The organism is Ruegeria sp. CDSA077, assembly GCF_059612265.1.
Genome location: NZ_JBXWQG010000003.1, coordinates 180381 through 202818, shown reverse-complemented (window position 1 = coordinate 202818; position 22438 = coordinate 180381). Strand labels below are relative to the sequence as shown.

The 22438-nt window shown below is 55.8% G+C and carries 25 protein-coding genes and 3 tRNA genes; 7 read left to right on the top strand and 21 right to left on the bottom strand.

Going from position 1 to position 22438, the window contains the following annotated elements; genetic code table 11:
• Nucleotides 1-17 precede the first annotated feature (17 nt).
• Together ggt and AC2FLE_RS10260 are read right to left on the bottom strand one after the other, a co-directional pair.
• Nucleotides 18-1811, bottom strand: coding sequence for a gamma-glutamyltransferase (gene ggt, locus AC2FLE_RS10265; RefSeq protein ID WP_496696822.1), 1794 nt, complete (start codon nt 1809-1811; stop codon nt 18-20).
• Between the two features lie 51 nt (nt 1812-1862).
• A complete protein-coding gene (locus AC2FLE_RS10260; RefSeq protein ID WP_496679414.1) occupies nt 1863-2849 on the bottom strand; it encodes a 2-hydroxyacid dehydrogenase in 987 nt (328 codons plus the stop codon).
• A gap of 191 nt (nt 2850-3040) precedes the next feature.
• On the opposite strand from AC2FLE_RS10260, the gene AC2FLE_RS10255 reads away from it, so the two are divergent.
• Both AC2FLE_RS10255 and AC2FLE_RS10250 read left to right on the top strand, forming a co-directional pair.
• Nucleotides 3041-3508, top strand: coding sequence for an SH3 domain-containing protein (locus AC2FLE_RS10255; protein WP_282022367.1), 468 nt, complete (start codon nt 3041-3043; stop codon nt 3506-3508).
• Between the two features lie 437 nt (nt 3509-3945).
• Nucleotides 3946-4020 (top strand) — tRNA-Gln (locus AC2FLE_RS10250).
• A gap of 668 nt (nt 4021-4688) precedes the next feature.
• Here AC2FLE_RS10250 and AC2FLE_RS10245 read toward each other — a convergent pair.
• Nucleotides 4689-5459, bottom strand: a complete 771-nt coding sequence (locus tag AC2FLE_RS10245; RefSeq protein ID WP_496696821.1) for a hypothetical protein — start codon at nt 5457-5459, stop codon at nt 4689-4691.
• 73 nt (nt 5460-5532) lie between these two features.
• Nucleotides 5533-6048, bottom strand: a complete 516-nt coding sequence (locus tag AC2FLE_RS10240) for a DUF805 domain-containing protein (RefSeq protein ID WP_496696820.1) — start codon at nt 6046-6048, stop codon at nt 5533-5535.
• A gap of 568 nt (nt 6049-6616) precedes the next feature.
• On the opposite strand from AC2FLE_RS10240, the gene AC2FLE_RS10235 reads away from it, so the two are divergent.
• The 3 genes from AC2FLE_RS10235 to AC2FLE_RS10225 all read left to right on the top strand — a co-directional run bounded on the left by AC2FLE_RS10235 (nt 6617) and on the right by AC2FLE_RS10225 (nt 9714).
• Nucleotides 6617-6916: a hypothetical protein gene (locus AC2FLE_RS10235; RefSeq protein WP_496696819.1), complete on the top strand. Its 300-nt coding sequence runs from the start codon at nt 6617-6619 to the stop codon at nt 6914-6916.
• A gap of 169 nt (nt 6917-7085) precedes the next feature.
• Nucleotides 7086-8585 (top strand): ShlB/FhaC/HecB family hemolysin secretion/activation protein, encoded by a 1500-nt coding sequence (locus tag AC2FLE_RS10230; RefSeq protein ID WP_496696818.1) that lies wholly within the window; start codon nt 7086-7088, stop codon nt 8583-8585.
• An 832-nt stretch (nt 8586-9417) separates the two neighbouring features.
• Nucleotides 9418-9714, top strand: a complete 297-nt coding sequence (locus AC2FLE_RS10225) for a hypothetical protein (protein WP_496696816.1) — start codon at nt 9418-9420, stop codon at nt 9712-9714.
• Nucleotides 9715-9933: 219 nt separating this feature from the next.
• Here AC2FLE_RS10225 and AC2FLE_RS10220 read toward each other — a convergent pair whose 3' ends face one another.
• From AC2FLE_RS10220 to AC2FLE_RS10140, 17 genes are all read right to left on the bottom strand, one after another.
• Entirely contained in the window at nt 9934-10071 is a 138-nt protein-coding gene (locus AC2FLE_RS10220) for a hypothetical protein (protein ID WP_496696814.1), read from the bottom strand.
• A 271-nt stretch (nt 10072-10342) separates the two neighbouring features.
• Nucleotides 10343-10417: transfer RNA gene (locus AC2FLE_RS10215), tRNA-Phe, on the bottom strand.
• Nucleotides 10418-10496: 79 nt separating this feature from the next.
• Nucleotides 10497-10679, bottom strand: coding sequence for a DNA gyrase inhibitor YacG (locus tag AC2FLE_RS10210; RefSeq protein WP_281995647.1), 183 nt, complete (start codon nt 10677-10679; stop codon nt 10497-10499).
• Nucleotides 10676-11698, bottom strand: a complete 1023-nt coding sequence (locus AC2FLE_RS10205) for a ribonuclease E/G (RefSeq protein ID WP_496696813.1) — start codon at nt 11696-11698, stop codon at nt 10676-10678. The genes AC2FLE_RS10210 and AC2FLE_RS10205 overlap by 4 nt, the downstream gene beginning before the upstream one ends.
• The gene (locus AC2FLE_RS10200) at nt 11695-12273 is read right to left on the bottom strand and encodes a Maf family protein (protein WP_496696811.1); all 579 of its coding nucleotides are present in this window, start codon (nt 12271-12273) and stop codon (nt 11695-11697) included. The genes AC2FLE_RS10205 and AC2FLE_RS10200 overlap by 4 nt, the downstream gene beginning before the upstream one ends.
• Before the next feature lie 10 nt (nt 12274-12283).
• On the bottom strand, nt 12284-12502 hold the full coding sequence (infA, locus tag AC2FLE_RS10195) for a translation initiation factor IF-1 (protein WP_005978431.1): 219 nt from the start codon (nt 12500-12502) through the stop codon (nt 12284-12286).
• A gap of 91 nt (nt 12503-12593) precedes the next feature.
• Nucleotides 12594-13469: a carbon-nitrogen hydrolase family protein gene (locus tag AC2FLE_RS10190; protein ID WP_496696809.1), complete on the bottom strand. Its 876-nt coding sequence runs from the start codon at nt 13467-13469 to the stop codon at nt 12594-12596.
• A gap of 367 nt (nt 13470-13836) precedes the next feature.
• The gene (locus AC2FLE_RS10185) at nt 13837-14436 is read right to left on the bottom strand and encodes a GNAT family N-acetyltransferase (protein WP_496696808.1); all 600 of its coding nucleotides are present in this window, start codon (nt 14434-14436) and stop codon (nt 13837-13839) included.
• On the bottom strand, nt 14429-14827 hold the full coding sequence (locus AC2FLE_RS10180) for a ketosteroid isomerase-related protein (protein ID WP_496696806.1): 399 nt from the start codon (nt 14825-14827) through the stop codon (nt 14429-14431). The genes AC2FLE_RS10185 and AC2FLE_RS10180 overlap by 8 nt, the downstream gene beginning before the upstream one ends.
• Before the next feature lie 2 nt (nt 14828-14829).
• Nucleotides 14830-15282, bottom strand: a complete 453-nt coding sequence (locus AC2FLE_RS10175; protein ID WP_142639018.1) for an arsenate-mycothiol transferase ArsC — start codon at nt 15280-15282, stop codon at nt 14830-14832.
• Between the two features lie 3 nt (nt 15283-15285).
• Nucleotides 15286-15765: a UPF0262 family protein gene (locus AC2FLE_RS10170; RefSeq protein WP_142639020.1), complete on the bottom strand. Its 480-nt coding sequence runs from the start codon at nt 15763-15765 to the stop codon at nt 15286-15288.
• 86 nt (nt 15766-15851) lie between these two features.
• Nucleotides 15852-16649, bottom strand: coding sequence for a hypothetical protein (locus AC2FLE_RS10165; protein ID WP_496696804.1), 798 nt, complete (start codon nt 16647-16649; stop codon nt 15852-15854).
• A gap of 120 nt (nt 16650-16769) precedes the next feature.
• Nucleotides 16770-18071 carry a histidinol dehydrogenase gene (hisD, locus tag AC2FLE_RS10160; protein WP_496696802.1) on the bottom strand — a complete coding sequence of 434 codons (1302 nt, stop codon included), beginning with the start codon at nt 18069-18071 and terminating at the stop codon, nt 16770-16772.
• A 60-nt stretch (nt 18072-18131) separates the two neighbouring features.
• Nucleotides 18132-18653 (bottom strand): GNAT family N-acetyltransferase, encoded by a 522-nt coding sequence (locus tag AC2FLE_RS10155; RefSeq protein WP_496692235.1) that lies wholly within the window; start codon nt 18651-18653, stop codon nt 18132-18134.
• Nucleotides 18643-19119, bottom strand: a complete 477-nt coding sequence (locus tag AC2FLE_RS10150) for a DUF2948 family protein (RefSeq protein WP_496696800.1) — start codon at nt 19117-19119, stop codon at nt 18643-18645. Before AC2FLE_RS10150 ends, AC2FLE_RS10155 begins: the two co-directional genes overlap by 11 nt.
• Complete coding sequence (murA, locus tag AC2FLE_RS10145) at nt 19116-20384, bottom strand: UDP-N-acetylglucosamine 1-carboxyvinyltransferase (RefSeq protein ID WP_496696798.1); 1269 nt, start codon at nt 20382-20384, stop codon at nt 19116-19118. The genes AC2FLE_RS10150 and murA overlap by 4 nt, the downstream gene beginning before the upstream one ends.
• A 6-nt stretch (nt 20385-20390) precedes the next feature.
• On the bottom strand, nt 20391-20546 hold the full coding sequence (locus tag AC2FLE_RS10140; RefSeq protein WP_496696796.1) for a hypothetical protein: 156 nt from the start codon (nt 20544-20546) through the stop codon (nt 20391-20393).
• A gap of 83 nt (nt 20547-20629) precedes the next feature.
• Between AC2FLE_RS10140 and AC2FLE_RS10135 the strand changes: the two genes are divergently transcribed.
• A tRNA-Thr gene (locus tag AC2FLE_RS10135) sits at nt 20630-20704 on the top strand.
• Between the two features lie 645 nt (nt 20705-21349).
• A complete protein-coding gene (locus AC2FLE_RS10130) occupies nt 21350-22318 on the top strand; it encodes an NAD(P)-dependent oxidoreductase (RefSeq protein WP_496696795.1) in 969 nt (322 codons plus the stop codon).
• The last annotated feature ends 120 nt before the right edge of the window (nt 22319-22438 follow it).

Below are 22438 nucleotides of genomic sequence, written 5' to 3'. Positions count from 1 at the left end.
TCTGACTGGCCGCTAGACTATTCGCCCAGCGCAATGCCCTCACGTCGCGGATCGGCACCGCCTGTCAGCATGTCCCCGATCTCGATGGCATGAAGACCTGATGTCAGATCACGCGCGTTGACCTCATAGCCAAGTTCGGTCAGCGCATCCGAAAGCCCTTCGGCCCCGGTGCCCTGTTCCACGTCGAACGTGCCGAAACGATTGACCAGATGCGGCAATGCCAAGGCCTGTTGCACATCCATATCCCAATCTGCCCAAGCGATGATCGACTTGGCAACATAGCCGATAATCCGGCTTCCGCCCGGCGACCCGATGGCCAGAACCGGTGCACCGTCCTGCATCACAATGGTCGGGCTCATGGATGAGCGCGGGCGTTTGCCCGGTTCCAGACGGTTGGCAATCGGAACGCCATCGCTGTGGGTTTTGAACGAGAAATCGGTCAGCTCATTGTTCAGCAAGAACCCGTTGGTCATCAGCCGCGATCCAAAGCCGTTTTCGATCGTCGTGGTCATGGACAGCACATTGCCATACTGGTCCACGATCGAAATATGCGAGGTCGACGGAAGTTCCAGCGAGATATCATCCGCCCAGTTCGAGGCGTGGTCAAATTCGGGATTCCCCGGACCGGCGTCGATCAATGCGGCCTCACCGCTCAGCAACGCGCCCCGTTCGGACAAATAGGCAGGATCGACCAGCCCCTGTGTCGGCATCGGGACAAAATCATGGTCAGCCATATAGCGCCCACGGTCGGCAAAAGCCAAACGCGAAGCATCCCCGATCAGCCGCCAGGATCTGATATCTTCGGGGCCTGACGCTGCCAGATCATAGCCGTTCAACATGCCCAGAATCTGCCCGACCGTCAGCGCCCCTGAGGATGGCGGGCCCATTCCGCAGACTTCATAAACGCGGTAGGTGGCGCAGACGGGGTCACGTTCGATGACCTGATAAAGCGCCAGATCTGTACCAGACAGCACGCCCGGATTCCCAGGCGCGTTGCGAACCGCGCTGACGATCCCGGCGGCAATCTCTCCTCCGTAGAATCCAGCTGATCCTTCCGCAGCCATGATGCGCAGCGTTTCCGCATAGGCCGGGTTCGTCAACCGCTGCCCCTGTGCAAGCGGCTGTCCATCCGGCAGGAAATACGCGGCTGTCTCGGGAAATCGCGACAGGCGTTCCGCGTCACTCTCAACAAGGCTGGCCAATCGAGGGGAAACCAAAAAACCCTCATCAGCCAACGTAATGCCGTCAGAAAACAGGCCGGGCCACGGACTGCGGCCCCAGCGGCGATGCGCCTCTTCCAACAAAGCCGGGGTGCCGGGTGTGCCGACAGAAAGTCCCCCGACAACCGCATCAAAGAATTTCAGCGGTTCGCCATTCTCGTCCTGAAACAGACGATGGGTGGCCTCAAGCGGGGCGGATTCACGCCCGTCCAGTGTTGTCAGCTTGCCAGAGGCCGCATCATACCAGACCAGAAATGCACCACCACCAAGGCCTGAGGATTGCGGCTCGACCAAACCAAGTACAACCTGCACGGCAACCATCGCATCAGCCGCCGAACCGCCTGCCCGCAGCACCTTGGCCCCAGCCTCAACCGCTAGAGGGTTGGCCGCGGCCACCATCCAGTTCTGCGACGTCACGGGTTCACCGGCCAATTTCGCTTCGAGTGAGGCTATGACTTCTGCGGTCAGGCCTTGAACCTGCCCGTCAGTACCACCCTCAGGTGCAACCGCATCCGCAGCTTCCTGAGAGGCCAACGGCCCGGCAAAGGTCATGGTTGCCAAAAGCAATCCCGAAATCAGACTTCGTTTCATAGTATCCTCCTGAAAAATTGACTTTGTATCGTCCGGTCACCAAGCCGCGTACTATAACATGGACGGAACAACCTGGTCCGGTGGTCGGTGGCCGTCTTCGAATGTCTTGATATTTATGATAACTTTCTCGCCCATTTCGATCCGCCCCTCAAGCGTGGCAGATCCCATATGCGGCAACAGAACCACGTTCGGCAACTGCCGTAGGCGAGGGTTCACCTTCGTTCCGTGTTCGTAAACGTCAAGACCTGCACCTGCGATATCGCCTGACCGGATTTGGCGGGTTAGCGCGTTTTCATCGACCACTTCGCCACGTGACGTATTGACGAGCACTGCACTGGGCTTCATCAGCTTTAGCCGCCGGGCATTCATCAGGTGGAAAGTCGAAGGCGTAGACGGGCAGTTTACCGAGATCACATCCATCCGCGCGACCATCTGATCAAGGCTTTCCCAATAGGTCGCCTCAAGCTCTTGCTCTGTCTCCGGCCTCAACCTACGACGGTTGTGGTAATGTATCTGCATTCCGAAGGCACTGGCACGACGGGCAACCGCCTGACCAATCCGGCCCATCCCCAAAATGCCAAGACGCCGCCCACCGATCCGCCCACCCAGCAACGCGTTGGGTGACCATCCTTGCCAGTCCCCCTTTTGCATGACGGACAGCCCCTCGGGGATGCGGCGGGTCACGGCCAATATCAGCGCCATGGTCATATCCGCAGTATCGTCGGTCAGCACACCGGGCGTATTCGACACAAGGATGCCGCGCTGACGGGCGGTTGCGACATCGATATTGTCAACCCCGGCCCCATAGTTGGCGATCAGTCGCAGCCTTTCACCCGCCTGCCCCAGCAACCCGCCATCAATCGAGTCTGTAACCGTTGGTACAAGAACATCCGCTTCTTGTACGGCCGCTACAAGCTCTTCTCGGGTCATGGGTGCGTCGTCCGCACGCAACCGGACATCGAACAGCTCGCTCAATCGGGTTTCAACAGCCTCGGGCAACCGTCGCGTAACGACAACACTCAGACGTTCTCTAGGCACCTGTGTACTCCCACTGCTTTGCAAACTTTCGCGCGTCATGGCATCGTGGCGCAGGATAAGGCGGGGCACAAGAACCCCTGGGCATTGATCCAACCTTTTTTCGAAGCAAAATTAACAGGCATAAGAGCAGACTGTCAGTGAGTGTTCTCCTACCAGTAAATCGCCGGATTCTGGCGCTTTTTTCAGTAATTATGCTTGTGCTTGGTCCCTTGGTGGCCAGCGCACAGGATAAGCGCGGCCAGGTCACGAATCTGCCTTTGCCACGGTATGTTTCCATGAAAGCGGCCGAGGGAAACGTGCGCAGAGGACCATCCCTGTCGCATCGAATCGACTGGGTGTTCAAACGGCGTGGGATGCCTTTGCAGGTGACGGCGGAATATGGCAACTGGAGAAAGGTTCAGGACCGCGATGGCGCAGGCGGTTGGGTCCATTACGCCTTGTTGTCTGGCGTGCGGACAGTACTGATCGAATCCGACTTGCTGCCGGTCTATTCCAACCCGGACCCAAACTCGCAGGTCAGTGCGCGGTTTGAAACCGGCGTTGTCGCGCGGCTTGGAACCTGCACGATCGAGTGGTGTCGCATCTCTGCAGGTGGCTATCGTGGCTGGGCCCTAAAATCCAACCTTTGGGGCGTCGACCCCTCAGAGATTCGCGAGTAGCGCTGATCTCAGAGCAACCGGCAATGAAGTTCCCGATCCGCCACTCTCGAACTTGCTTATTCTTGTTATCTGCTTCGGCATTGGGCCGCCCTACGTAAGCAGGAGGTGCAACAAAGGGGTGCAGCGCCAGAAAGACCACATTCGCGACTGCCACTCGCCCTCGTTAAACCAATCGAAAACCTGCTTCCTGTCCGCCTGCCAGACGAATCCTCGCCCGGCCCAGCCGTTCAACATCTATCCGCAGAGTCATGCTTCAGTGGCGGAAGAGCCAATTCACAGCCGTTGCCGTCAAACCATGTTCAACACCTTCGGGCAGGAAGAGGTGCTGCTAACATGACCCGTGAAAGATGCTCTGAATTTTTTTTATAACTGGCCTAATTTTTTGCCTGAAAGCTCTTGAACCCTACCAACAACAATCGTAGATAGCGCCTCACCGTTGGGGTGTAGCCAAGTGGTAAGGCAGCAGTTTTTGGTACTGTGTATCGTAGGTTCGAATCCTACCACCCCAGCCATGATATTCTCTTATTGCGAATTAACCATAAGCGTGCAAATTTCGCTCGGTTCGTGCAAATCGATGTCAATAAGTTTGTCTGCTCACACCGTGTCGAAGATTCACCATCATTTGTGCGGTTCCATTGGAAGCGCGGAATACTAGTTTCCCTTAGAATATTGCTGCTGGCTTTTTTGTATCGAGCCGCGGGTGATGGATGCAAAGGCCGATTCTAGGGTTCGCTCCAGATATGTTGGTTCCGTTCCCAGATCTTCTCGCCAATCAGGCAGTCTGAGGGTGAGGTCAGTTGTGCCTTCATAACCTCTCCTATTGTTGGCGCTGACCCAATTTCCAGTACCAGTTTTCGTCGTACGGCCTCCGCAAAGCCCTGCTAGTCAAGCACCGGGATTACGAATGAACCAGGTCCGCCTGTCACACAGTTCTGGTAGTAGACGTCAAGATCGTCGAAGTGCCACTGACTCCCCATACCTTCGCGGGTCATCAACGGTTACCCATTTATAATAATCGACTTCGACAATACTGCCTCACGGGCCCGCAAAACCGGGCGGAAGTTGCGAAACATCAGCCGCGACAGCTGGTGAGGTCCAAACAAGGCCCGAAGCAAGCACAATCGCGGAAACCAAACCTTTCAACTGGTGCACTATTTGGGAAGCTGGTTGGAGGCTGGCATCAATTGCACTGATCATACCTGTAGTCCCCGTACTCCAGCCAGTTTGCCGAGCCTTCGCTAAAAATCAGAAATTCGGACCTGTCTTCCCCAAGCATGGCGACGACAAATCCGGCCGGTGGCTCAGAGTTTCCGAAGTAACTGTAGGACGTCATGGCTCTGATCGACTCGCCGTTAACTGCCACTCGCGCGTCCCACTCCCCCTCCGGGTTTTCCAAAATCATGGGTTCGATCACGCGTTTTATCGCTCCGCCTCCACAATAGACGATGCCTTCGGGAGCTTCGTAGGAGGCTCCCTGGCTGGCATCCGAAGCGCATTCAGAACGAAGGGACCGAATTGCCGCGCTGGAACCTTTTAAGGCGAAGATTCCATAGCTGACATCTTGATCAATCTTCGACAAATTAACCGATGCATTGGCCGCAAGCTGGTCCAGTACAAAACCATAGTCCTGCTGACTATTGAAACTGATCTCGACGGGATAATTGTCAACGATCTGCAAAGCAGCGTTTTCAGCTCCAACCTGAAATGCCCCAACCTCGGTGGTGCCGTTCTTCAAAAAACGAATGGAAAGCCCTTGCTTCTCCGCAATGTCCTGGCTGTCCTCATATCCAGCTGGAGCAAAGCGGATACGGGTACACTGAAGCTCCAGCGTCATGTTTCCGGTCTGAATAAATGCATTGGGATTAGGCCCGGAACTGAACGACCACTCCGCCGATGCTGTGGTCGCCATTGCCATCATTAGCGTTCCAATGGAAATCGGTCTGAAACTCATTTTCTCTCTCCATGGTGTTGCGGTTTGCACTTTCATTCAGCAAAGATTCCGACCTGTTGCCCGGACAACAAGGTCAGGAAACAGGTGCGCCGTATCCGTTTGCGCCTTCTTGGGAAGGTCGTGTCAGCCACCAGATCATCAGAATGGACAGAACGAATTGCAGAATTGAGACAACAACAATACCGGTCAAACCCAGGACTGCGGCGGGTCCTCGCAATGCATCGGGGTTTTCGGTCCCTTGCTCCAATACCGAAAAGAACGCCACCCCACCCAGCATAACAAAAAGCGTTGTAATGCTGAGCGCCATCGGCAGCAGCAAGAACCAACCAGGTCGTCCTGTATCATGCAGCCTCCGCCAACCGGCGGCCAGCATAGGTATGAGAACGGCCAGTTGAAAAACAGAGGACAGAACCCGAGATCCTTGGCCTGTTTCGGGGTTTGTCCCAAACAGGATCGAATCCAACCCGGCTAAAACCGCACTCACGAGAACCACAAACAAGAAGAACCACCAGTATTCTGAGCGTATAGCCCGCCCGGAGAACTGGAAGTATTTCGAGAAACACGTTTTAACTGCTTCACCGAACCCCATCTTTCATTCCTTTCTCAGTTTCTGCGCGGCTTCAAAACATTTCGCCGCTCAGGAGAATACACTCTCCCCTCTGGGTACTCCCACTTACCTTTTTGTTTGAAAGCAGAAGCCTATCGTTCGAGAGCGTAAAGAAGTTTACGCGCGGAAAAAATGTTGATTTATGAAAAAAATATATTCAAACATACGAATTCGGCACAACTTTTTTACCTCCGTTGTTGTCGCAGTCGCCCGATCTACCGGGCCCTTCCGACTGCTGGAGTGAGTGCCGGCGGTCGGAAGGCACTTCACAATAATCTGGCTTGGGAGAACACGATGCTCAGACTTAACGTACTCGCCCTCTCTCCCAAGTTCGCTCTAGCTTTTGCCAGTGACGTCATACGGCCATCACGCGTTGTTGGCGGTCTCGGTAGTCAACGTAATGTCGTTCTGTCCCACAAGCCCCCCGCGGCAAGTTTTTGGGAAAGGTAGTCAAAGGATCGAGGTGTGTTCTGTTGGCTGCACAGACGCAAAAGCTTCAAACATGCGCATCCAATTTCACAAATTTCAAAGGAACCAGAGGGAGAAGAAAATGACTAACAAGAAGGTGATGATTGCAGGCGCGACATGTTTCGCATTGCTTACAGCCTGCGACGACACGAGTACGTCAAGCGCGTCCGCCGAGCTCACGCCCGCTCAGCAGGCATGTTTACGGGATGTAGCCAACACGACAAACAATTCGCAAGTCGTGGTGCTCTCATCCGCGTTTAGCGAGGCGGGGACACAAGTCACTGTAGGCGTTGGTGAGGATCGCGCTCCGTGGAATTGCATTGCCTACAGTGATGGCGCGACAGCTGGTATCGAGTTCCTTGGCGACGAAGGCGCATTGTAGTCTGTTCGCTGTGTATCTCGAAAGCACCAGTCGTGATCAAATTTGAATAACGGCAAGCTTAGACATTCAAACCTCGTAATAGGATTGGGTTTTAACATGCTCAATCATGCTAAGGTTGTAGAAAATGCCCGTAACCAACTCGGTTGTAATTGCGATCATTTGCACTTTTGTGGCCATTGTTTCAGTTCCAAAATACAGCATTGCACAAACTTGGGACATAGCATCACAGCACTCTGTCAGCGGCGTAACGGTGTATGATTCAGATGAGCTGTTAACTTTTGCCGGTCAGTTGGCCTTTGATCGGTCAGGGCGCATCACAGCGGTGGAGGTCGCATCAACGATCACGCAGATCTACCGAGAAGACGGCTATTTTTTGGCTGAGGCCTGGCCTGGCCCCGATGGGCAGAGCATTGTTGTTGATGAAGGGCGTATTCAAACCATCGAAATTGAAGGTGTAGATACGCGCACGTTCCAAACCTTGGAAAAAATCTTTCGCCCCCTCACCACCGCATATCCAATAACTCTCAAACAATTTGAGCGGGCGGTTATGTTGGCCGAGGACATACCTGATTTGGAATTGTCGACCGAACTTGATTATCCGGATCAGGCAGGTGCTAGGCTGAGAGTATTGGGAGAGCCTCTGCGCAAACAAGCCGGGAGTGCGACACTCGACAACCCTCCGCGTGAGCTTGGAGAAGCGCTCAGCTTCTATGTCGTACAAGAGTTTTATTCGACGCTGACCGTCGGGGATTTACTGCGCTTTGAGGGATCAGGCAATTACAATTGGGACAAAGACGACGAACACTCTTTGTGGGGCGCTGTTACCTATCGCACGCCGCTGAACAGCAATGGTCTCTACGGTGAGATTTTCTACGGAAACATTAACGCAAAACGTGACCTCTCGGGGGATTTTGCAAGAACGGATATTGACGGCGAGAACTTCACCGTCGCGATGGGTTATCCCGTGATCCGCGATGTGGCCCGTTATGGATATTTTCTGCTGGATTATCGCCTTTCAAAAGCGGACTCAGTCAGTGGCGGCGTTCCATTGTCCAGTGACGCGAGCGTTGTTGGTCTTACGTATCTTTACGGGCAAAACTATCCAAAAGGACAAGCTCTGGAAGCGGGGCTAACCTTATCTTTTGGTGACAATAACAACGACACGACAGACGCGAATTTTGACGACGGAGACTCTTCGTTCTGGCATCTGCGGGGCGGCATCGGATACGAAAGCCCACTTACGAGCTTGTCACCCAACACAGCTTGGCGCACCGAGATCTGGGGCCAGTTCACAACCGACCGGTTGCCCTCGGTCGAGGAGTACTTCCTTGGTGATCGCTATGCATTGCGCGGGTATCGGTTCGACGAAGTAGACGGTGATTCCGGGATTTCCGCGATTTTCGAAGTGTCTCACTCCTACTTTCCAAGTTCCCAAAGCATTCATCGCTTAACGCCTTTTGTCTTTTTCGACGTGGGTTACATCTCGAACAATGACCCAGCGAGTTTTGAAGTTGATAATGCTACACTGGCATCGACAGGTCTGGGTTTGGACATTGAGTTTAAGCAAAACCTATTCCTGTCCGGATATGTCGGTGTCCCTTTGAGAGACGGCCCTTTGACCGACTCAGGAGATCCTGGCGCGTATCTTGCTCTGACAACAAGTTGGTGAGGATGTTATGAAACGGAACTGCATTGTTTTACTTACCGCAGCTTGTTTGGTCGCAGAGCTGGCCGCTACGCAGGTCGTCGCGCAGGGAAATCATTTTGGGTGGTGCCGTGGCGTAGGGAATCCGCACCAGTCGAGCCAAGGATGTGGGCAGGCCGGTGGGCAAGGGGTAGGCAATCAAATTACCGGCCCAACGCAGCCGGTGGCAAATCAGTTGCCGCCTAAAGGAACGCAGCAAACGCCCACATCAGTTACTGTTCCAGTCCTTGCGCCGGGCGCGGTCCCGAACGCAATTCCCGGTCAGGTTCCTATTGCGACACCAATAGCGGTTCCAGGTCAGGTTCCCACGCCGGTCCTAGCGCCGACCCTAGTTCCGCCTTTGACACCAAACGCGACACCAAACCGGGTTCCGACAGCTGTTCCAAATCAGGTTCCCTCATTGGCTACCGGTCCTACCGCGGTGCCGCCGCAAGTTCCGACTGCAACTCCCAATCAAGTTCCGATAGCTATCCCTGGCCAGGTTCCGCCTCAAGTTACTGGCCCGACGGCTGTGCCGCCCCTTGTGCCAACAGCGACACCCAACCAAATACCAGTCGCAGTGCCAGGCCGTGTTCCGCAACCCAGCGGCACTACAGCGACGCCACCGCTTGTCCCAACCGCAACCCCCAATCAAGTTCCCACGGCGGTTCCTGGCCAGGTTCCACAGTTGACACCAAAACCTACGGCAACTCACGTGGCCGTCCCAGGACATCCGAAGCCACAAGGCGTCGTGACAATCATGCGCCCAAAGCCGAGGCCGACAACCGGTACTGTTCAGCAACCTGGCACAACACAAGTGACCCACCATTTAACCCACCAAAGTAATTCAAAGAAACACGATCACGTCGCAGCAACACCTGGACGGCATGACCCGCACGACCTGCCGAGGTTCCGCAGCGCGGCGGCCAAGGAAAACTGGGAATGCGTTGCCAGCGGATTTGGACAGCGCCGGTATGATGCTGGGCGAGGCGTGTTGCTGAACAGCGGAGCACTGCGGCATCTCGGGAACGTGGATGCGATGGCTCGTGATGTACCAGCACGGCACCCGAAGCATTCCGGATGCATTATCTCGGTCAAACGAAAGCAGCGCTGAAGCTCGCTGGGTAGGGTTTGCTCGGGTAATGAGATTAATCGACCAATAGTTCGTCAATTGTCATCTGGATAATTGGATTTCGTATTGCCTTTAATCCCTGGCGCTTACGTTGGCTGATGTAGCCCAACAATGCTCCGTACCCAAATTTACTTCAAATAGGCCAACAATCTAAAGCGCCGCACTTCCACGAAGAGCCTCCGACCATCTGGGCCGGTCAAATTAGGCAAGCGAAACATTGAACGGCAACTTTGCAAAGTCAGCTTTCTGCGCAAAGCCGCCCTTAGCAATGACAGTTGCTGCAATCGCGGCGAATGTCGGCTCAGTGGCCACCTGCTCAATGCCCGCTTCGGTTTGCATGAAGATCGCGGCTGGGAATATTTCTACAAATAGCCGCGTCGCGCCATGTATTGGGCTCAGAAGTCACTTTGATTTTTTCCGGGAAATCGTGCCAAATTGTCCGAAAGCCGCCGCGCTGCTAAATCAGTTCTTTGTATTCGTACTTTTCACCAAGCGGTTGTCTCGGCACACAGCTTCGGGCAATGCAAAACACACTGATGGATGTAATGGTAGATACACAAAGCAGATATCAGATCAAAGCCTTGATATTAAATCATTTATCTTAGCTAAATGGTGCCCGGGGGCGGAATCGAACCACCGACACGAGGATTTTCAATCCACTGCTCTACCCCTGAGCTACCCGGGCACGGATACGGCTTTTGCCGTTGGGTGGAGGCGTTCTATGACTTGCTACTGGCAGTGTCCAGAGGCTTTTTTACATTTTTTCAATGTGGGCGCGGCATCTCAGTTTCAGTTGAAGAAACATCCTGTTCAACGTCTTCTTCACGCTGCGAAGGAACCGCGTAAGACCCGTTCAGCCACTTGGCCAAATCAATGTCTGCACAGCGTTTCGAACAAAAAGGACGGAATTGAGACACCGTTGGTTCGTGACAGATCGGACAGCTCATTTCAGCACCTCCGCAAGGGAAATCCGGCCGCGTTTGCGTTGCAACTCATAGTGACCCAACGGGGTCCATCCTGCCAGAATCGTCTCGATCGGATCAGACTTGAATGCAGATCGCAAAGTGGCTTCGAAACCGCGCCGGTCTTTCTTGGGCATTGGAGCGAGGTCGAGCGTGATCTGCCCCCCCAACCCACGGACACGCAATGCACGTGGCAGTGCTTTTGCGCAGGCGAAATTGGCCTTGGTTCCGGCGGCCATCGAGATGTCTGAACCCGTGTTTACATCTACGGCCACCAGGGCGCGGGTGGGCTGGATATAGATGTGTCCGCCCCCGGCCAATGGTTCTGATATTCCGCCCGCCTGATCCAATGCATCCAGGACACCATGCGCCTCAAAGGCGCCGGGCTCGGTGACGACCTCGGCCGGGTCGGTCCAGTCGCGCCAGGCCAAAACATGCGGCCCATCACCTGCGAGCAGAACCTCAGGCTCGGTACCGGGATCGTTCATCACAGCATCGGCATGAGCCAGCATGACGCCGATATCTTCAGCAATCTCTTCGGCGTTCTCGCCCTGACAGCAGGACCGCAGGATCAACCCGTGTTCGCTGCCCGCCATCGCCTCATGTGCAATTTCCAGCAAGCGGTCGCGTTCATCGTCATCCCGGATGCTGCGCGAGATATTCAGGCCGGGCGCGTCCGGTGTGACAATCGCAAAGCGGCTTTTAAACAACACGCGATCCGTCACCGGCAGCGCCTTTCCGGGTTCGACAAAACCGGTCACCTGGACCAGCTTGAGCTCTCCGGGGGCTAATCCTTTGACCTGCCGCAAAAAGGCCTGGCCGTCTGGCGTGACCAGAAACATCCCGCCCTGCCCCTTGATCGGGCGATCCGCCCGCGCCCGGTAGATAGTACCGGGTGCCGGGGCTTCGGAAGCAATCAGGAAATCGTCAAGCTTTCCGTCCACCATCAACGCCGCTGCCTCGCGGTTGTTGATGTGGTCTAAAACGATGGTACGCCCCTTCATGGTGCCTCGCGATACAAAGGATAGCCGATGCCCTGCAGCAAAGCGGCAGTCTCGGATAATGGTAGTCCCACGATGCCGGTAAATGAACCGGAAATCCATGGGATGAACGCCCCTGCAGGCCCCTGGATTGCATATGCACCGGCTTTGCCTTGCCAGTCACCCGTTGCCAGATAGGCATTGATCTCAACATCCGACAGGCGCTTGACCTTGACCTGAGACACCACATCGCGTTGCGATATGCGGTCTCCGCGCCGAACCGCAACCGAGGTAATCACCCGGTGCCGCCGTCCAGACAGAGCGTGCAGAAACTCGGCCGCCTGACCTGCATCTTCAGGCTTTCCCAAGATGCGCCGACCCAGCGCGACCGTGGTGTCCGCACAAAGTGTGACATCATCGCTTTCGGCGGGAACAGCTTGCACCTTGGCGCGTGTGATCCGGTGGCAGTAGGGCACCGGCAGCTCACCTTTCAAAGGCGTTTCGTCAATGTCCGGGGCGCGGATGGCGTCGGGCTGCACACCAAGCTGCGCCAGCAGGTCCAGCCGCCTTGGACTGCCCGATCCGAGAATAAACGCCATGTGTCGGGCGTTACTTAAAGCGATAGTTGATCCGACCTTTGGTCAGATCGTAGGGGGTCATCTCGACTTGAACTTTGTCGCCAGCCAGAACACGGATGCGGTTTTTGCGCATCTTGCCTGCCGTATGTGCGATGATCTCATGGCCGTTTTCCAGCTCGACCCGAAACGTCGCATTAGGCAGGAGTTCCTTCACGACACCGGGAAATTCGAGCGTATCTTCCTTGGCCATGTTGTCTCCATAATTACGTTGCACCCGCAGAATCTACGGGGATGTGCGCCTAAATGAGCCTATTTGGGGCTTATTTCAAGGGCGTATTCACCTAAAGAGAGGATATTGTGACTGTTTCGACTCGACCGCACTGCTCGTCCCAATGGGCGCGGTTCAACACATGGCCATCCCGGCGCACATTGGCGATCGTAGTCAAGTCGACGTCGGCATAGGTCCAGCCAGGTTGGTTCAGCGCACCCTCTGCTAACACTCCGGTCGCGGGAAAACCCTTGTCAGGTGGACCAAAAATACCGCCCGTTCCTGTATTCATATCCACCGCATCGGACCATTCGTTTTTGCCCACCAGAGACGCCATGACTGTAACACATTGGTTTTCCAGCGCACGCGACATAGCCCCGATGCGGACACGCCAGTATCCTGCCAACGCCTCGGTGCATGAGGGAACTAGGATTAAATCCGCCTCACTTAGGGCTCTGCCCAGCAGGGGGAATTCACTGTCATAGCAGATCAGGATTCCGATTTTTCCAAGTGGGGTATCAAACAATTTCAGTGGTCCGCCCGGCGCGATATCCCAGTCTTCGCGTTCAAAGCGGGTCATAATCTGTTTGTCCTGATGGTCAAACGTCCCGTTCGGAGCGTAGAGCACAGCCCGGTTTACCGGACGGCCTGAACCGTCAATCACCGGAGCGGATGCGCCCAGGATGTAGGTCTCATGTTCTCGAGCCAGACGCGAATGCAGGGCCTGCACGTCCCCCATCCGATCTGAAACAGCACGGATCGAGCGTTCCAGATCACCCGCTACTTCGGCCCCGTCCAAAGTCGACAATTCCATCGCGCCATACTCGGGGAAAACGAGAAAATCTGCCCCCTGCCCTGCGGCATCCGAGACCCAGCGGGCCAGCTTATCTTCATACTGCGCCCAGTTTTCGAGCCAGTCGAGGTTATAGGCGGCGGTGGCAGCTTTCATGGAGTAACTTTCATTGCGCTGGTTTGGCGAACACTAGTTGAGGGCGCCCTGAAAAGTACAGGCACATATGCGCATATACCGGCCCTGCAAGGGATTGTGAGTTGGCATCTCAAGCCTGAAATGGCTAAATAAGATTAGGAGAGTTGCGATGCAAAACCGGGAAAGTTTCGAAAAGTTCTATTACACAAAGGTTGGCATGGGAGAAGCCTGCGGTTGCGCCGAACGGATTATCGACGTGTACGAATTCAACCGAACGGGTGGAGCGCTATCAAAATCAACTCCGAGACAGCAAAGGCGGAAACGCCGGTCAATCAGGGCTTGGGCCGTAAAATACGGCCTTCTTGGGCGCAAACGTCAGCCATAAAATCTAAGCCGTGATATCCCTGATCCAAAACTGCAACGGCTTCAGCGTCTCGCCTTCTTCGCCGATATCCCTCCACGAAAACTGCGCAACAGCGCCAGGCAACGGCTCATACTTCCGCGCGCTCCAAAAAGCATCCAGCGGGCGGTAGGTATCAGGCCGCATCGGGTGATCGGTCGTGCGTTGCACACCGCAAAAGGCGCATTTGGTGAAGCCAAAGTTGCGCGCATGGGCTTCGCGCAGGTCAAAGAACCTATGCCCCACGCTCTGCCCGCGATAGTTGGGCAGCAAGACGGATTCGGCGCAGTAGAAGATCTGGGACAAGTCCAGCCCAGAGCCATCGAAGGCCGCCGCGAAATCGGCGGCATGGTCGACTAGCGGGGCGCCGGTCGATGCGCCGATCAGACGATCCCCGTCAAAGGCACCAACAACGATGGATCTGTCGCTGTCACGGTAGGATTGCAGGTATTTCCGCTCGTATTCCAGATCGCCGTCATAAAGATACGGCCATGCCCGAAACACCTCGATCCGCAAGCGAGCGACATCATCCAGAGCTGCCTCAAGCGCCGCCCCGGTCAAGGCGCGAACGCCTGTGACCTCAGCCATTCGAGACCTGCTTGGTCCAGTCGGCCAGGTTGTAAAAGGTGGTGACCCGCGTGATCTTGCCATCCTTCAGGTCAAAGAACGACCCGGCTGGTAGGCGGTAGGTCTGCCCGTGTGCTTTGGGCAGGCCTTCATCCGTCTCAAGATAGGTGCCGTTCACGATGAATTCAGCGGCGGCACGGGTACCGCCATCGGCCGCGAACACAACGATATCGGTGAGGTTCTCGCGATAGCAGCGGTTCATGTGGTCACAAAAAGCTGCGAATTTCTCTTTGCCCACTCGTATCTGCCCTTCGTTCACATGATGGGCCACGTCGTCGGACAAACAGGCCAGCATGCCGGTTACGTCCCCGGCGTTGAAGGCTTCGAAATAGGTTTTGACGGTTTCGTTCATGGTCACTCCGTTGGTTCGCCCCAGCGGTCCTTCAGATGCTGAATGATCTGATCGCGGGTCTGTCGGTAGTGATGTAACTTTTCCTCGCGGCTTTCGCCCAGCCCGGTAGGGTCCATTATTGGCCAATAATCGACATCCAGATGAAAAACCCGCGTCAAATCCAGCGCACGGCGCTGGCTGGCCGGCGACAGCGCTACAATCAGATCGAACGAGCTGAGGTCGTCGCCCCATTCCTGCATTTCATCAAACGACCGGGACCGGTGACGTGAAAGCTCGACGTCGATTTCATGACAGACCGAAATGCAAAAGCCATCGATCTCAAGATCGTTGTGCACCCCGGCGGATTGCACATAGGTGCCGGTGCCATAAAACTTCTTCATGATGCCTTCGGCCATCGGAGATCGGACCGAATTGTGGTCGCAACAGAACAAGATGGACTGCGGCAGAGACGTCACCCGTCACCCCCCGAAATGCAATACGCAGATCAACGTAAACAGGCGACGGGCTGTGTCTGAATCAACTTCGGCCTTGCCTTCCAGACGTTCCTGCAACACCCGACTGCCTTCGTTGTGGATACCGCGCCGGGCCATGTCGATGGTTTCGATCTGGCTGGGCGGCAAAGTCTTTACGGCGTCGAAATAGCTTTCACAGATCTGGAAGTAGTCCTTGACCACCTGCCTGAATGGTCCAAGGGACAGATGGAACTCGGCCGCTTTTTCTTCGGCTTCGGTGGCAATGTCGAAGACCAATCGCTTGTCACGGATCGAGAGCTGCACATGATACGGCCCTTCCGGAACCACACGATCATCGCGTTTGGGCAGCGCGAAAGCGTTATCCTCAAGCAGATCATAGATTGCCACCTTGCGCTCCTGCTCGATCTCGGGAGTCGGCGGGGGCAAGTTTCTATCATCCAGTTCGATGTGCGAAATTCGGGTCATGGTCGTTTGGTCCGTTCAGGTCGGGACAGACTTATCCCAATGGAAATAAATGGGCAACGCAGTGACGGGCCGTCCGACGAAAATCGTCAAAGCGGGTGTTCGGACGGATCTATTCCGTGTTTGCGCAACAGCGTATCGACCAGTGAACCAGAGTTGATTTGGCGGCCAAGAAAGATCTTTCGGAACCAGGATCCAAAAAAATGGACAGACATCTGTTGGTCCCACTTCAGAAAATCCAATTTGGAAAGGTCGGGATCATTCCAAAGGCCGCGATATCGCAATGGGATAGGATAGAGGACCGACCTGTGCACAGCCATCTCATGCTCTGGTGTGCCATAAAGAAAGTGAAACAGCATGGGCGGACCAAAGCTGAAAATTGGCAGGCTCCAATAGGTCGACCCGTTGAACATCTGGCGGTAGGTTTCCTTATGCTCTTGTGTCCACCATGGCGGCACCAGATCGCTGTCAAAAGCATATTTGCACATGGCCTGCAGCCCCGGACTGTCGCTGGGCAACGCAAGTACACCGTTCATGATCCGTTGTTTCTTGCGGTTCGCATTCGGAAAAAGATACCCGTTCTTTGTCTCGAATGGCCGGACCGCATAAGCATCCGCATCGGCCCAGATATAGTCGGTTTTTTGCATCAACTGCAGACGGAAAAGATCTGCATGAACGGCCACGGATCGGGTTATCGGATCGCGGTAGATCTCGGGAGTATCATAAATTTCGCGGGCATCGCGCGGCTCGATATAATCCGGAATGTCTTCAAGATCGCCATAGTGATAGACGATTGGCTTCTGGTCGACATCGGCGAAGGACTTCAGGCACAGATGTTCCAAAAAGCTAAAGCGCTTACCGATCCAGAGGGTCGCCACACGTTCCAAATCAACCTCCTTTAGATCCGGTCGCACATAAAGAGCGCCGCAATTTGCCCCTTGATTTCAAGCCCTATCGGGGAAAATCGGATTAGGTAATTGCAGGTGTGACCCTCTGACCATAGGTGATCAACCGTTCAATCGTTTCAACCGTGCGGTCACGGACAGCCCGTGCGCCTCGAGGCTTTCCGACTGCGCAAGTTGCTCTGCCGCTGGCCCGATTGCCCGCAGGGCTTCGGGTGTCATCTGGCTGAGCGTCGTGCGTTTCAGGAAATCCATCACACTCAGACCGGAAGAAAAACGCGCCGACCGGGCGGTGGGTAGGACGTGATTGGGCCCACCAACATAATCCCCGATTGCCTCGGGCGTGTATTGACCAAGAAAGATTGCACCTGCGTGAATTGTCTTTTCGCTCAGAGCGACGGGATCTGCGACGCATAGCTCAAGGTGTTCCGGGGCAATTCGGTTCGACAGAGAGGCTGCCTCATCCAGACTGCCCACAGTGATCACCGCACCAAAATCGCGCCAGCTGGCACCTGCAATCGCCCGGCGCTGCAGAGTTTCAAGACGTTTGTCTACGGCTTGCGCCACAGCCCGCCCAAATTCAGCACTATCCGTGATCAGGATCGACTGAGCACTTTCGTCATGTTCTGCCTGGCTGAGTAGATCCAGTGCAATCCAGTCGGGGTCGTTGTCTTTGTCAGCAATAACCAAAATCTCAGACGGTCCCGCAATCATGTCTATGCCGACCTTACCAAAGACACGGCGTTTGGCGGCAGCAACAAAAGCGTTCCCGGGGCCGGTGATCTTGTCCACCGCTGCGATGGTATCTGTTCCATAGGCCAGTGCCGCAATCGCCTGCGCCCCGCCAATGCGATAGACCGTAGTCACGCCTGACAGGCGCGCGGCCAAAAGGACCAGAGGGTTCGCCTGACCGTCTGGGGTGGGCACGGCGATGGCCAGACGCTCGACCCCTGCGACATTGGCCGGGATCGCGTTCATCAGAACCGACGACGGATACGAGGCCAGCCCGCCTGGCACATATAACCCCGCCGCAGACACTGCCGACCAACGCCAGCCGAGGGTTGCCCCGGCCTCATCCGTCCATTGGTGATCGGCGGGCATCTGTTTCTCGTGATAGGCCCGGATGCGTTCGGCTGCCAGTTCGAGCGCCTGACGATCCGCGTCCGAGACCTGCGCAATGGCGGCGTCGATTTCCTCTGCCGAAAAGGTCAGCGTTTCCGGTGTCAGCGCCAACCGGTCAAATTTGGCCGTCAGTTCGATCACAGCCGCATCGCCGCGGGCACGGACATCGTCAATGATCTGCGCTACGATGGCATCAACATCCGGGCTGTCTTCGCGCTTGGCCGACAGCAGGGTTTGAAAAGCGGCTTCAAACTCGGGCGTCTTGGTGTTTAGGAAAACGGGCATGATCTGGCACTCCGTAGCGTTTCACCGGGTCATATCGCCGGGATGGGCTGTCCTCAACCCTCAGTCCACCGGGTGCAGCGATTTGCGCATCTCAAAACAGGATATGCTTTTGCGCGCAGCGCAGCCGCCAGTCGGTTTCCAGCCATGCCGGATATAAAACGCCTGGGCCGTCCGTGTCCCCTCAAGCTGTGCCTCGGTGCAACCGGCAGCGGCCAGTTCCTGTTCCAGCCGGGCCAACAACGCGCTTCCCACCCCAAGACCGGTATGAGCCGGGTCGATATAGAGCAGCGTGATCTCGCCGCCCTCACGCAATCCGCCGACAGCCGCAACCTGACCTGCGCGCTCGGCCAGCCAAATCTGCGCTCCGGCCTTGATCCAACCCCGAATGGTCTCCGGGTCTTTATTGGCGGTCCATTCCGCAACGGCCTGCGGATCATCGCCATGATCCGCCTCGCACAGCTGCGTGATCGAACGGATCAGAACCCGGCTTAGATCAAAGACATCAAACACGGTCGCGCGGCGCAACATCAGACCAGCGGGTGGTTCTGAGAAGGCCTGCGCGATACCGCGCTTATTCTGCATGATGCGGCGCTTGCCCCGAAGGCGCCTGATAGGGGCGGGTTACATCCTTGAGCGTGACGTCTATTGCCTCGACCGATAGACGGATCGCGCCATCTCCGGCCAATGTCAGCAAAATCTGACCCGCGCCGTCTTCGCCGGGTTCATAATCGACCGAAAGCAAGGACATTACCAAATCCTTCTCGCTACGGTCGATACCCTGGCTGGCCACGGTTAGAACGGAAGCGAACACCAGCACAGACTGCACCCTTTCGAATGGACGGCCCCGGCGCGTGGCCGCATCCTTGTCCTCCCAGCGGAAACGGTTCAGCAACAGGCCAAAGCGGCGCTGCGACGGATGCCAGGTCATTTCGGATACGGGGAACACCGCATCCTGTGTCAAAGTCGAGATCACCTGAAGGTCATCCCCATCCTCTGCACCCAGATTCAGTGGAGCCTCACGCCCATCGTGGAAACTTGCGTCTGTCATTGGTCTTTGATCCGTTCAATTTTGGCGCCCACGCCTTCCAACTTGCGCACAACATGCTCATACCCACGATCCAGATGATAGACCCTGCTGACAGTTGTTTCACCTTCAGCAGCCAGCCCCGCCAGTATCAGCGAGACCGAAGCGCGCAGATCTGTCGCCATAACCGGTGCGCCCTTCAGGCGTTCGACACCAGTCACGGTTGCCGTGCCACCGTGCACTTCGATATTCGCGCCCATCCGCACCAATTCGGGGGCGTGCATGAAACGGTTCTCGAAAATGCGTTCTTCGAGCACCGAGGTACCTTCGGCCGTGCACATCAGCGCCATCATCTGGGCCTGCAGGTCGGTCGGAAAACCCGGGAACGGCTCGGTCACGACATCCACGGCTTTGACGCGCCCGTTCTTGCGGGCGACCAAAAGACCGTTTGCTGTTTCCGAGACATTCACGCCCGCCGCATCCAGTTTCCCGGCAAATGATTCCACCAGAGACATCCGCCCGCCCAACAGTTCGACTTCTCCACCACAAATCGCCGGCGCCAGCATATAGGTGCCCAGCTCGATCCGGTCAGTGACCACCTGATGAGTGGCACCATGCAACCGGTCTACGCCTTGAATTTCGATGGTCGACGCGCCTTCACCGGAAATCTGGGCACCCATCTTCCGCAGACACTCGACCAAATCGACGATTTCAGGTTCGCGCGCCGCGTTCTTCAGAACCGTTGTGCCTTTGGCCAGCGTGGCCGCCATGACAATGTTCTCGGTCGCGCCCACGGATGCAAATCGCATCTCATGCACGGCACCTTTCAACCCGCCCACAGCTTTGGCATGCAGATACCCGTCCTTAAGCTCAATCTCAGCGCCCAGCGCCTCGAGCCCTTCGACGTGCAGATCCATCGGACGCGCGCCGATTGCACAGCCTCCGGGCAGCGAAACGACCGCCTGCCCAAACCGCGCCAGCAAAGGACCCAGCACAAGGTTTGACGCGCGCATCTTTCGCACGATGTCATAGTCCGCCGTCTGACTGGTTAGGTCGTGGCTGGACATTGCGATCACCTGACCATCCTGCAATGACGACACCTCGGCCCCTAAGGACTGCAGCAAAGCCGTCATCGTCTTGATGTCGCTCAGCCGAGGCGCATTGGTCAGCGTCAGCGGTTCTTCGCTGAGCAAGGTCGCCGGCATCAGCGTCAGACACGCGTTTTTTGCCCCTGCAATCGGTATCTGACCTTTAAGCGGCCCGTTGCCTGTCACCAGAATCGAATCCATCTGCTCTTATCCCTCGTCTTTGTCGGCTTTGCCGTTCTGGGTTGCCCGCGCCTTAGCCTGCGCCTTACGCCGCGCCATATTCGCTTTGAGCGCCGCTTTCAGCCGCTCTTCGCGCACATCGCCGGATCTGCCGTGTTTTTTAGGTGTATTTTTATCTGCCATAACCTTTCTCTACAGGAGGCGAAAAAAACCGTCCAGACACCCTTGCGCCGCGTTTCGTTTGAGTCTAATCACCCGCCCACAGCGCTGCTGTAGCTCAGAGGTAGAGCACTCCCTTGGTAAGGGAGAGGTCGAGAGTTCAATTCTCTCCAGCAGCACCATCTCATCTTTGCACCTCTGGTTTTCTTTGAAGCTCCGAAACGGGCGGGCAAATGACGTTGAGATATGTCTTGTTTCGACAATATCGCACTGGCTTCGCCGAAGGTGACCTACGTAGCCGACCATGTACAGCTAGGCTGCCGCAAGTTTTGTCCTGACCATCTCTCGCATATCCCTAATCCGGGGCAAATTGTCCACGCAGCCAAGCTTTGAACAGGTCGACATCGATATGCGAAACGTTCAAATGTCGGGCCGCTGCCTCGAAGCTGCGTAACCAACTATGGGTATTGGGTTTGATCTAATCTAGCGACAAATAATTTTTGTGGTAGATAGCCTGTTTTATCATTTTCACTTGCGGCTCAGGTCGCGATACAAGTTTTGAATTGTCTCAAATCCGAACAGGAAATCTGGACTTGATCAAACCAGACGTCTCATCGACGAAAGTCAGAATTGCCGCATTCGTGGCCAATCCGGCGCTTGGCTTCGACTTCGTGGCAAACGCGGCCGGTCTTGGCGTTATTGCAGATTCCAACGTCGTTCATCTGACAAAGGGATCGGTGGCACCTTGTTCTCGGGAATCGCTTATCGGCTGCTCATCTAGCGGATCTGTTTGTTTGGATTTTTCGTACACTCGGAAGGAATAGAAGATGAAAGTAGGTTTCATTGGACTTGGTAATGTCGGCGGAAAGCTTTCAGGCAGCCTGTTGCGGAACGGAATCGATCTGACGGTTCTTGATCTAAACCGCGACCTGATGGAAGCGGCGGCGGCCAAGGGTGCCAAGTTGGCGGAAAATGCCGCAACATTGATGCGTGATTGCGATGTCGTCATCACCTGCCTACCCTCGCCTGCCGCCTCGGACGCTGTCATGCAGGAGATGCTGCCAGAGGTGAAAGAAGGCAAGATCTGGCTGGAGATGTCTACCACTGACCAAGCTGAAGCCGAACGCCTTGGCGGTATCGTCATCGCCGCCGGTGGTGCCGCAGTCGATTGCCCGGTATCTGGCGGTTGCCACCGCGCCGACACTGGTAATATCTCGATCTTTGCGGGCTGTGACCGCTCAACGTTCGAGCGAGTTCTGCCGTTGCTGAAGACCATGGGACGACGTATCCTGCATACTGGTGAGCTTGGCAGCGCCTCGATGCTCAAGGTACTTACCAATTATCTGGCCACCGTCCATCTGGTCGCCAATGCCGAAGCGTTGGTGACGGCGAAGGCTGCAGGTATGGACCTGAACACAGCCTACGAGGCGATCAAAATTTCGTCCGGTAACAGCTTTTCCCATGTTACCGAAAGCCAGGTAATCCTGAACGGTTCGCGCGATATCTCATTCACCATGGATCTGGTGAAAAAAGATGTGGGCCTGTTCCAGAGTATTGCCGAACGAAACAATGTGCCGCTGGAAGTCTCTCCCTTGATTTGCCAGATTTTTGACGACGGCATTGCACGCTATGGCGATCGCGAGCTATCGCCCAACATTATCCGTCGGTTAGAGGACGCCACCGGTCTTTCCATCCTTGCCCCCGGCTTCCCTGCGGAAATGGCGGATGACGAACCAGAAGAGCCTGGATACGAGGTGATCCCGCAGGGTTCGTCGCACGTCTCAGCCGGCAGCTAGAGCCCGTTTCGGCAGCCACGAGCAAGTTGAGGGCAGGTATCATACCTGCCCCAACGGCCAATGATCAGGGGCTCAATGCCCTTTGAACGGCGTCGCACCAGCTAACTCGGCCTCGAATTG

What these genes read in the sequence shown, in the direction of transcription:
- AC2FLE_RS10220 (WP_496696814.1), bottom strand. Translation starts at nt 10,071, where the DNA reads ATGCAAACCGAAGCGGGCATTGAGCAGGTGGCCACTGAGCCGACATTC.
- AC2FLE_RS10185 (WP_496696808.1), bottom strand. Translation starts at nt 14,436, where the DNA reads ATGGCTGAGGTCACAGGCGTTCGCGCCTTGACCGGGGCGGCGCTTGAG.
- AC2FLE_RS10245 (WP_496696821.1), bottom strand. Translation starts at nt 5,459, where the DNA reads ATGAGTTTCAGACCGATTTCCATTGGAACGCTAATGATGGCAATGGCG.
- AC2FLE_RS10205 (WP_496696813.1), bottom strand. Translation starts at nt 11,698, where the DNA reads ATGAAGGGGCGTACCATCGTTTTAGACCACATCAACAACCGCGAGGCA.
- AC2FLE_RS10210 (WP_281995647.1), bottom strand. Translation starts at nt 10,679, where the DNA reads ATGAGCTGTCCGATCTGTCACGAACCAACGGTGTCTCAATTCCGTCCT.
- AC2FLE_RS10130 (WP_496696795.1), top strand. Translation starts at nt 21,350, where the DNA reads ATGAAAGTAGGTTTCATTGGACTTGGTAATGTCGGCGGAAAGCTTTCA.
- AC2FLE_RS10190 (WP_496696809.1), bottom strand. Translation starts at nt 13,469, where the DNA reads ATGAAAGCTGCCACCGCCGCCTATAACCTCGACTGGCTCGAAAACTGG.
- AC2FLE_RS10180 (WP_496696806.1), bottom strand. Translation starts at nt 14,827, where the DNA reads ATGAACGAAACCGTCAAAACCTATTTCGAAGCCTTCAACGCCGGGGAC.
- murA (WP_496696798.1), bottom strand. Translation starts at nt 20,384, where the DNA reads ATGGATTCGATTCTGGTGACAGGCAACGGGCCGCTTAAAGGTCAGATA.
- AC2FLE_RS10200 (WP_496696811.1), bottom strand. Translation starts at nt 12,273, where the DNA reads ATGGCGTTTATTCTCGGATCGGGCAGTCCAAGGCGGCTGGACCTGCTG.
- AC2FLE_RS10150 (WP_496696800.1), bottom strand. Translation starts at nt 19,119, where the DNA reads ATGACAGACGCAAGTTTCCACGATGGGCGTGAGGCTCCACTGAATCTG.
- ggt (WP_496696822.1), bottom strand. Translation starts at nt 1,811, where the DNA reads ATGAAACGAAGTCTGATTTCGGGATTGCTTTTGGCAACCATGACCTTT.
- AC2FLE_RS10240 (WP_496696820.1), bottom strand. Translation starts at nt 6,048, where the DNA reads ATGGGGTTCGGTGAAGCAGTTAAAACGTGTTTCTCGAAATACTTCCAG.
- infA (WP_005978431.1), bottom strand. Translation starts at nt 12,502, where the DNA reads ATGGCCAAGGAAGATACGCTCGAATTTCCCGGTGTCGTGAAGGAACTC.
- AC2FLE_RS10235 (WP_496696819.1), top strand. Translation starts at nt 6,617, where the DNA reads ATGACTAACAAGAAGGTGATGATTGCAGGCGCGACATGTTTCGCATTG.
- AC2FLE_RS10170 (WP_142639020.1), bottom strand. Translation starts at nt 15,765, where the DNA reads ATGACCCGAATTTCGCACATCGAACTGGATGATAGAAACTTGCCCCCG.
- AC2FLE_RS10255 (WP_282022367.1), top strand. Translation starts at nt 3,041, where the DNA reads ATGCTTGTGCTTGGTCCCTTGGTGGCCAGCGCACAGGATAAGCGCGGC.
- hisD (WP_496696802.1), bottom strand. Translation starts at nt 18,071, where the DNA reads ATGCCCGTTTTCCTAAACACCAAGACGCCCGAGTTTGAAGCCGCTTTT.
- AC2FLE_RS10140 (WP_496696796.1), bottom strand. Translation starts at nt 20,546, where the DNA reads ATGGCAGATAAAAATACACCTAAAAAACACGGCAGATCCGGCGATGTG.
- AC2FLE_RS10155 (WP_496692235.1), bottom strand. Translation starts at nt 18,653, where the DNA reads ATGCAGAATAAGCGCGGTATCGCGCAGGCCTTCTCAGAACCACCCGCT.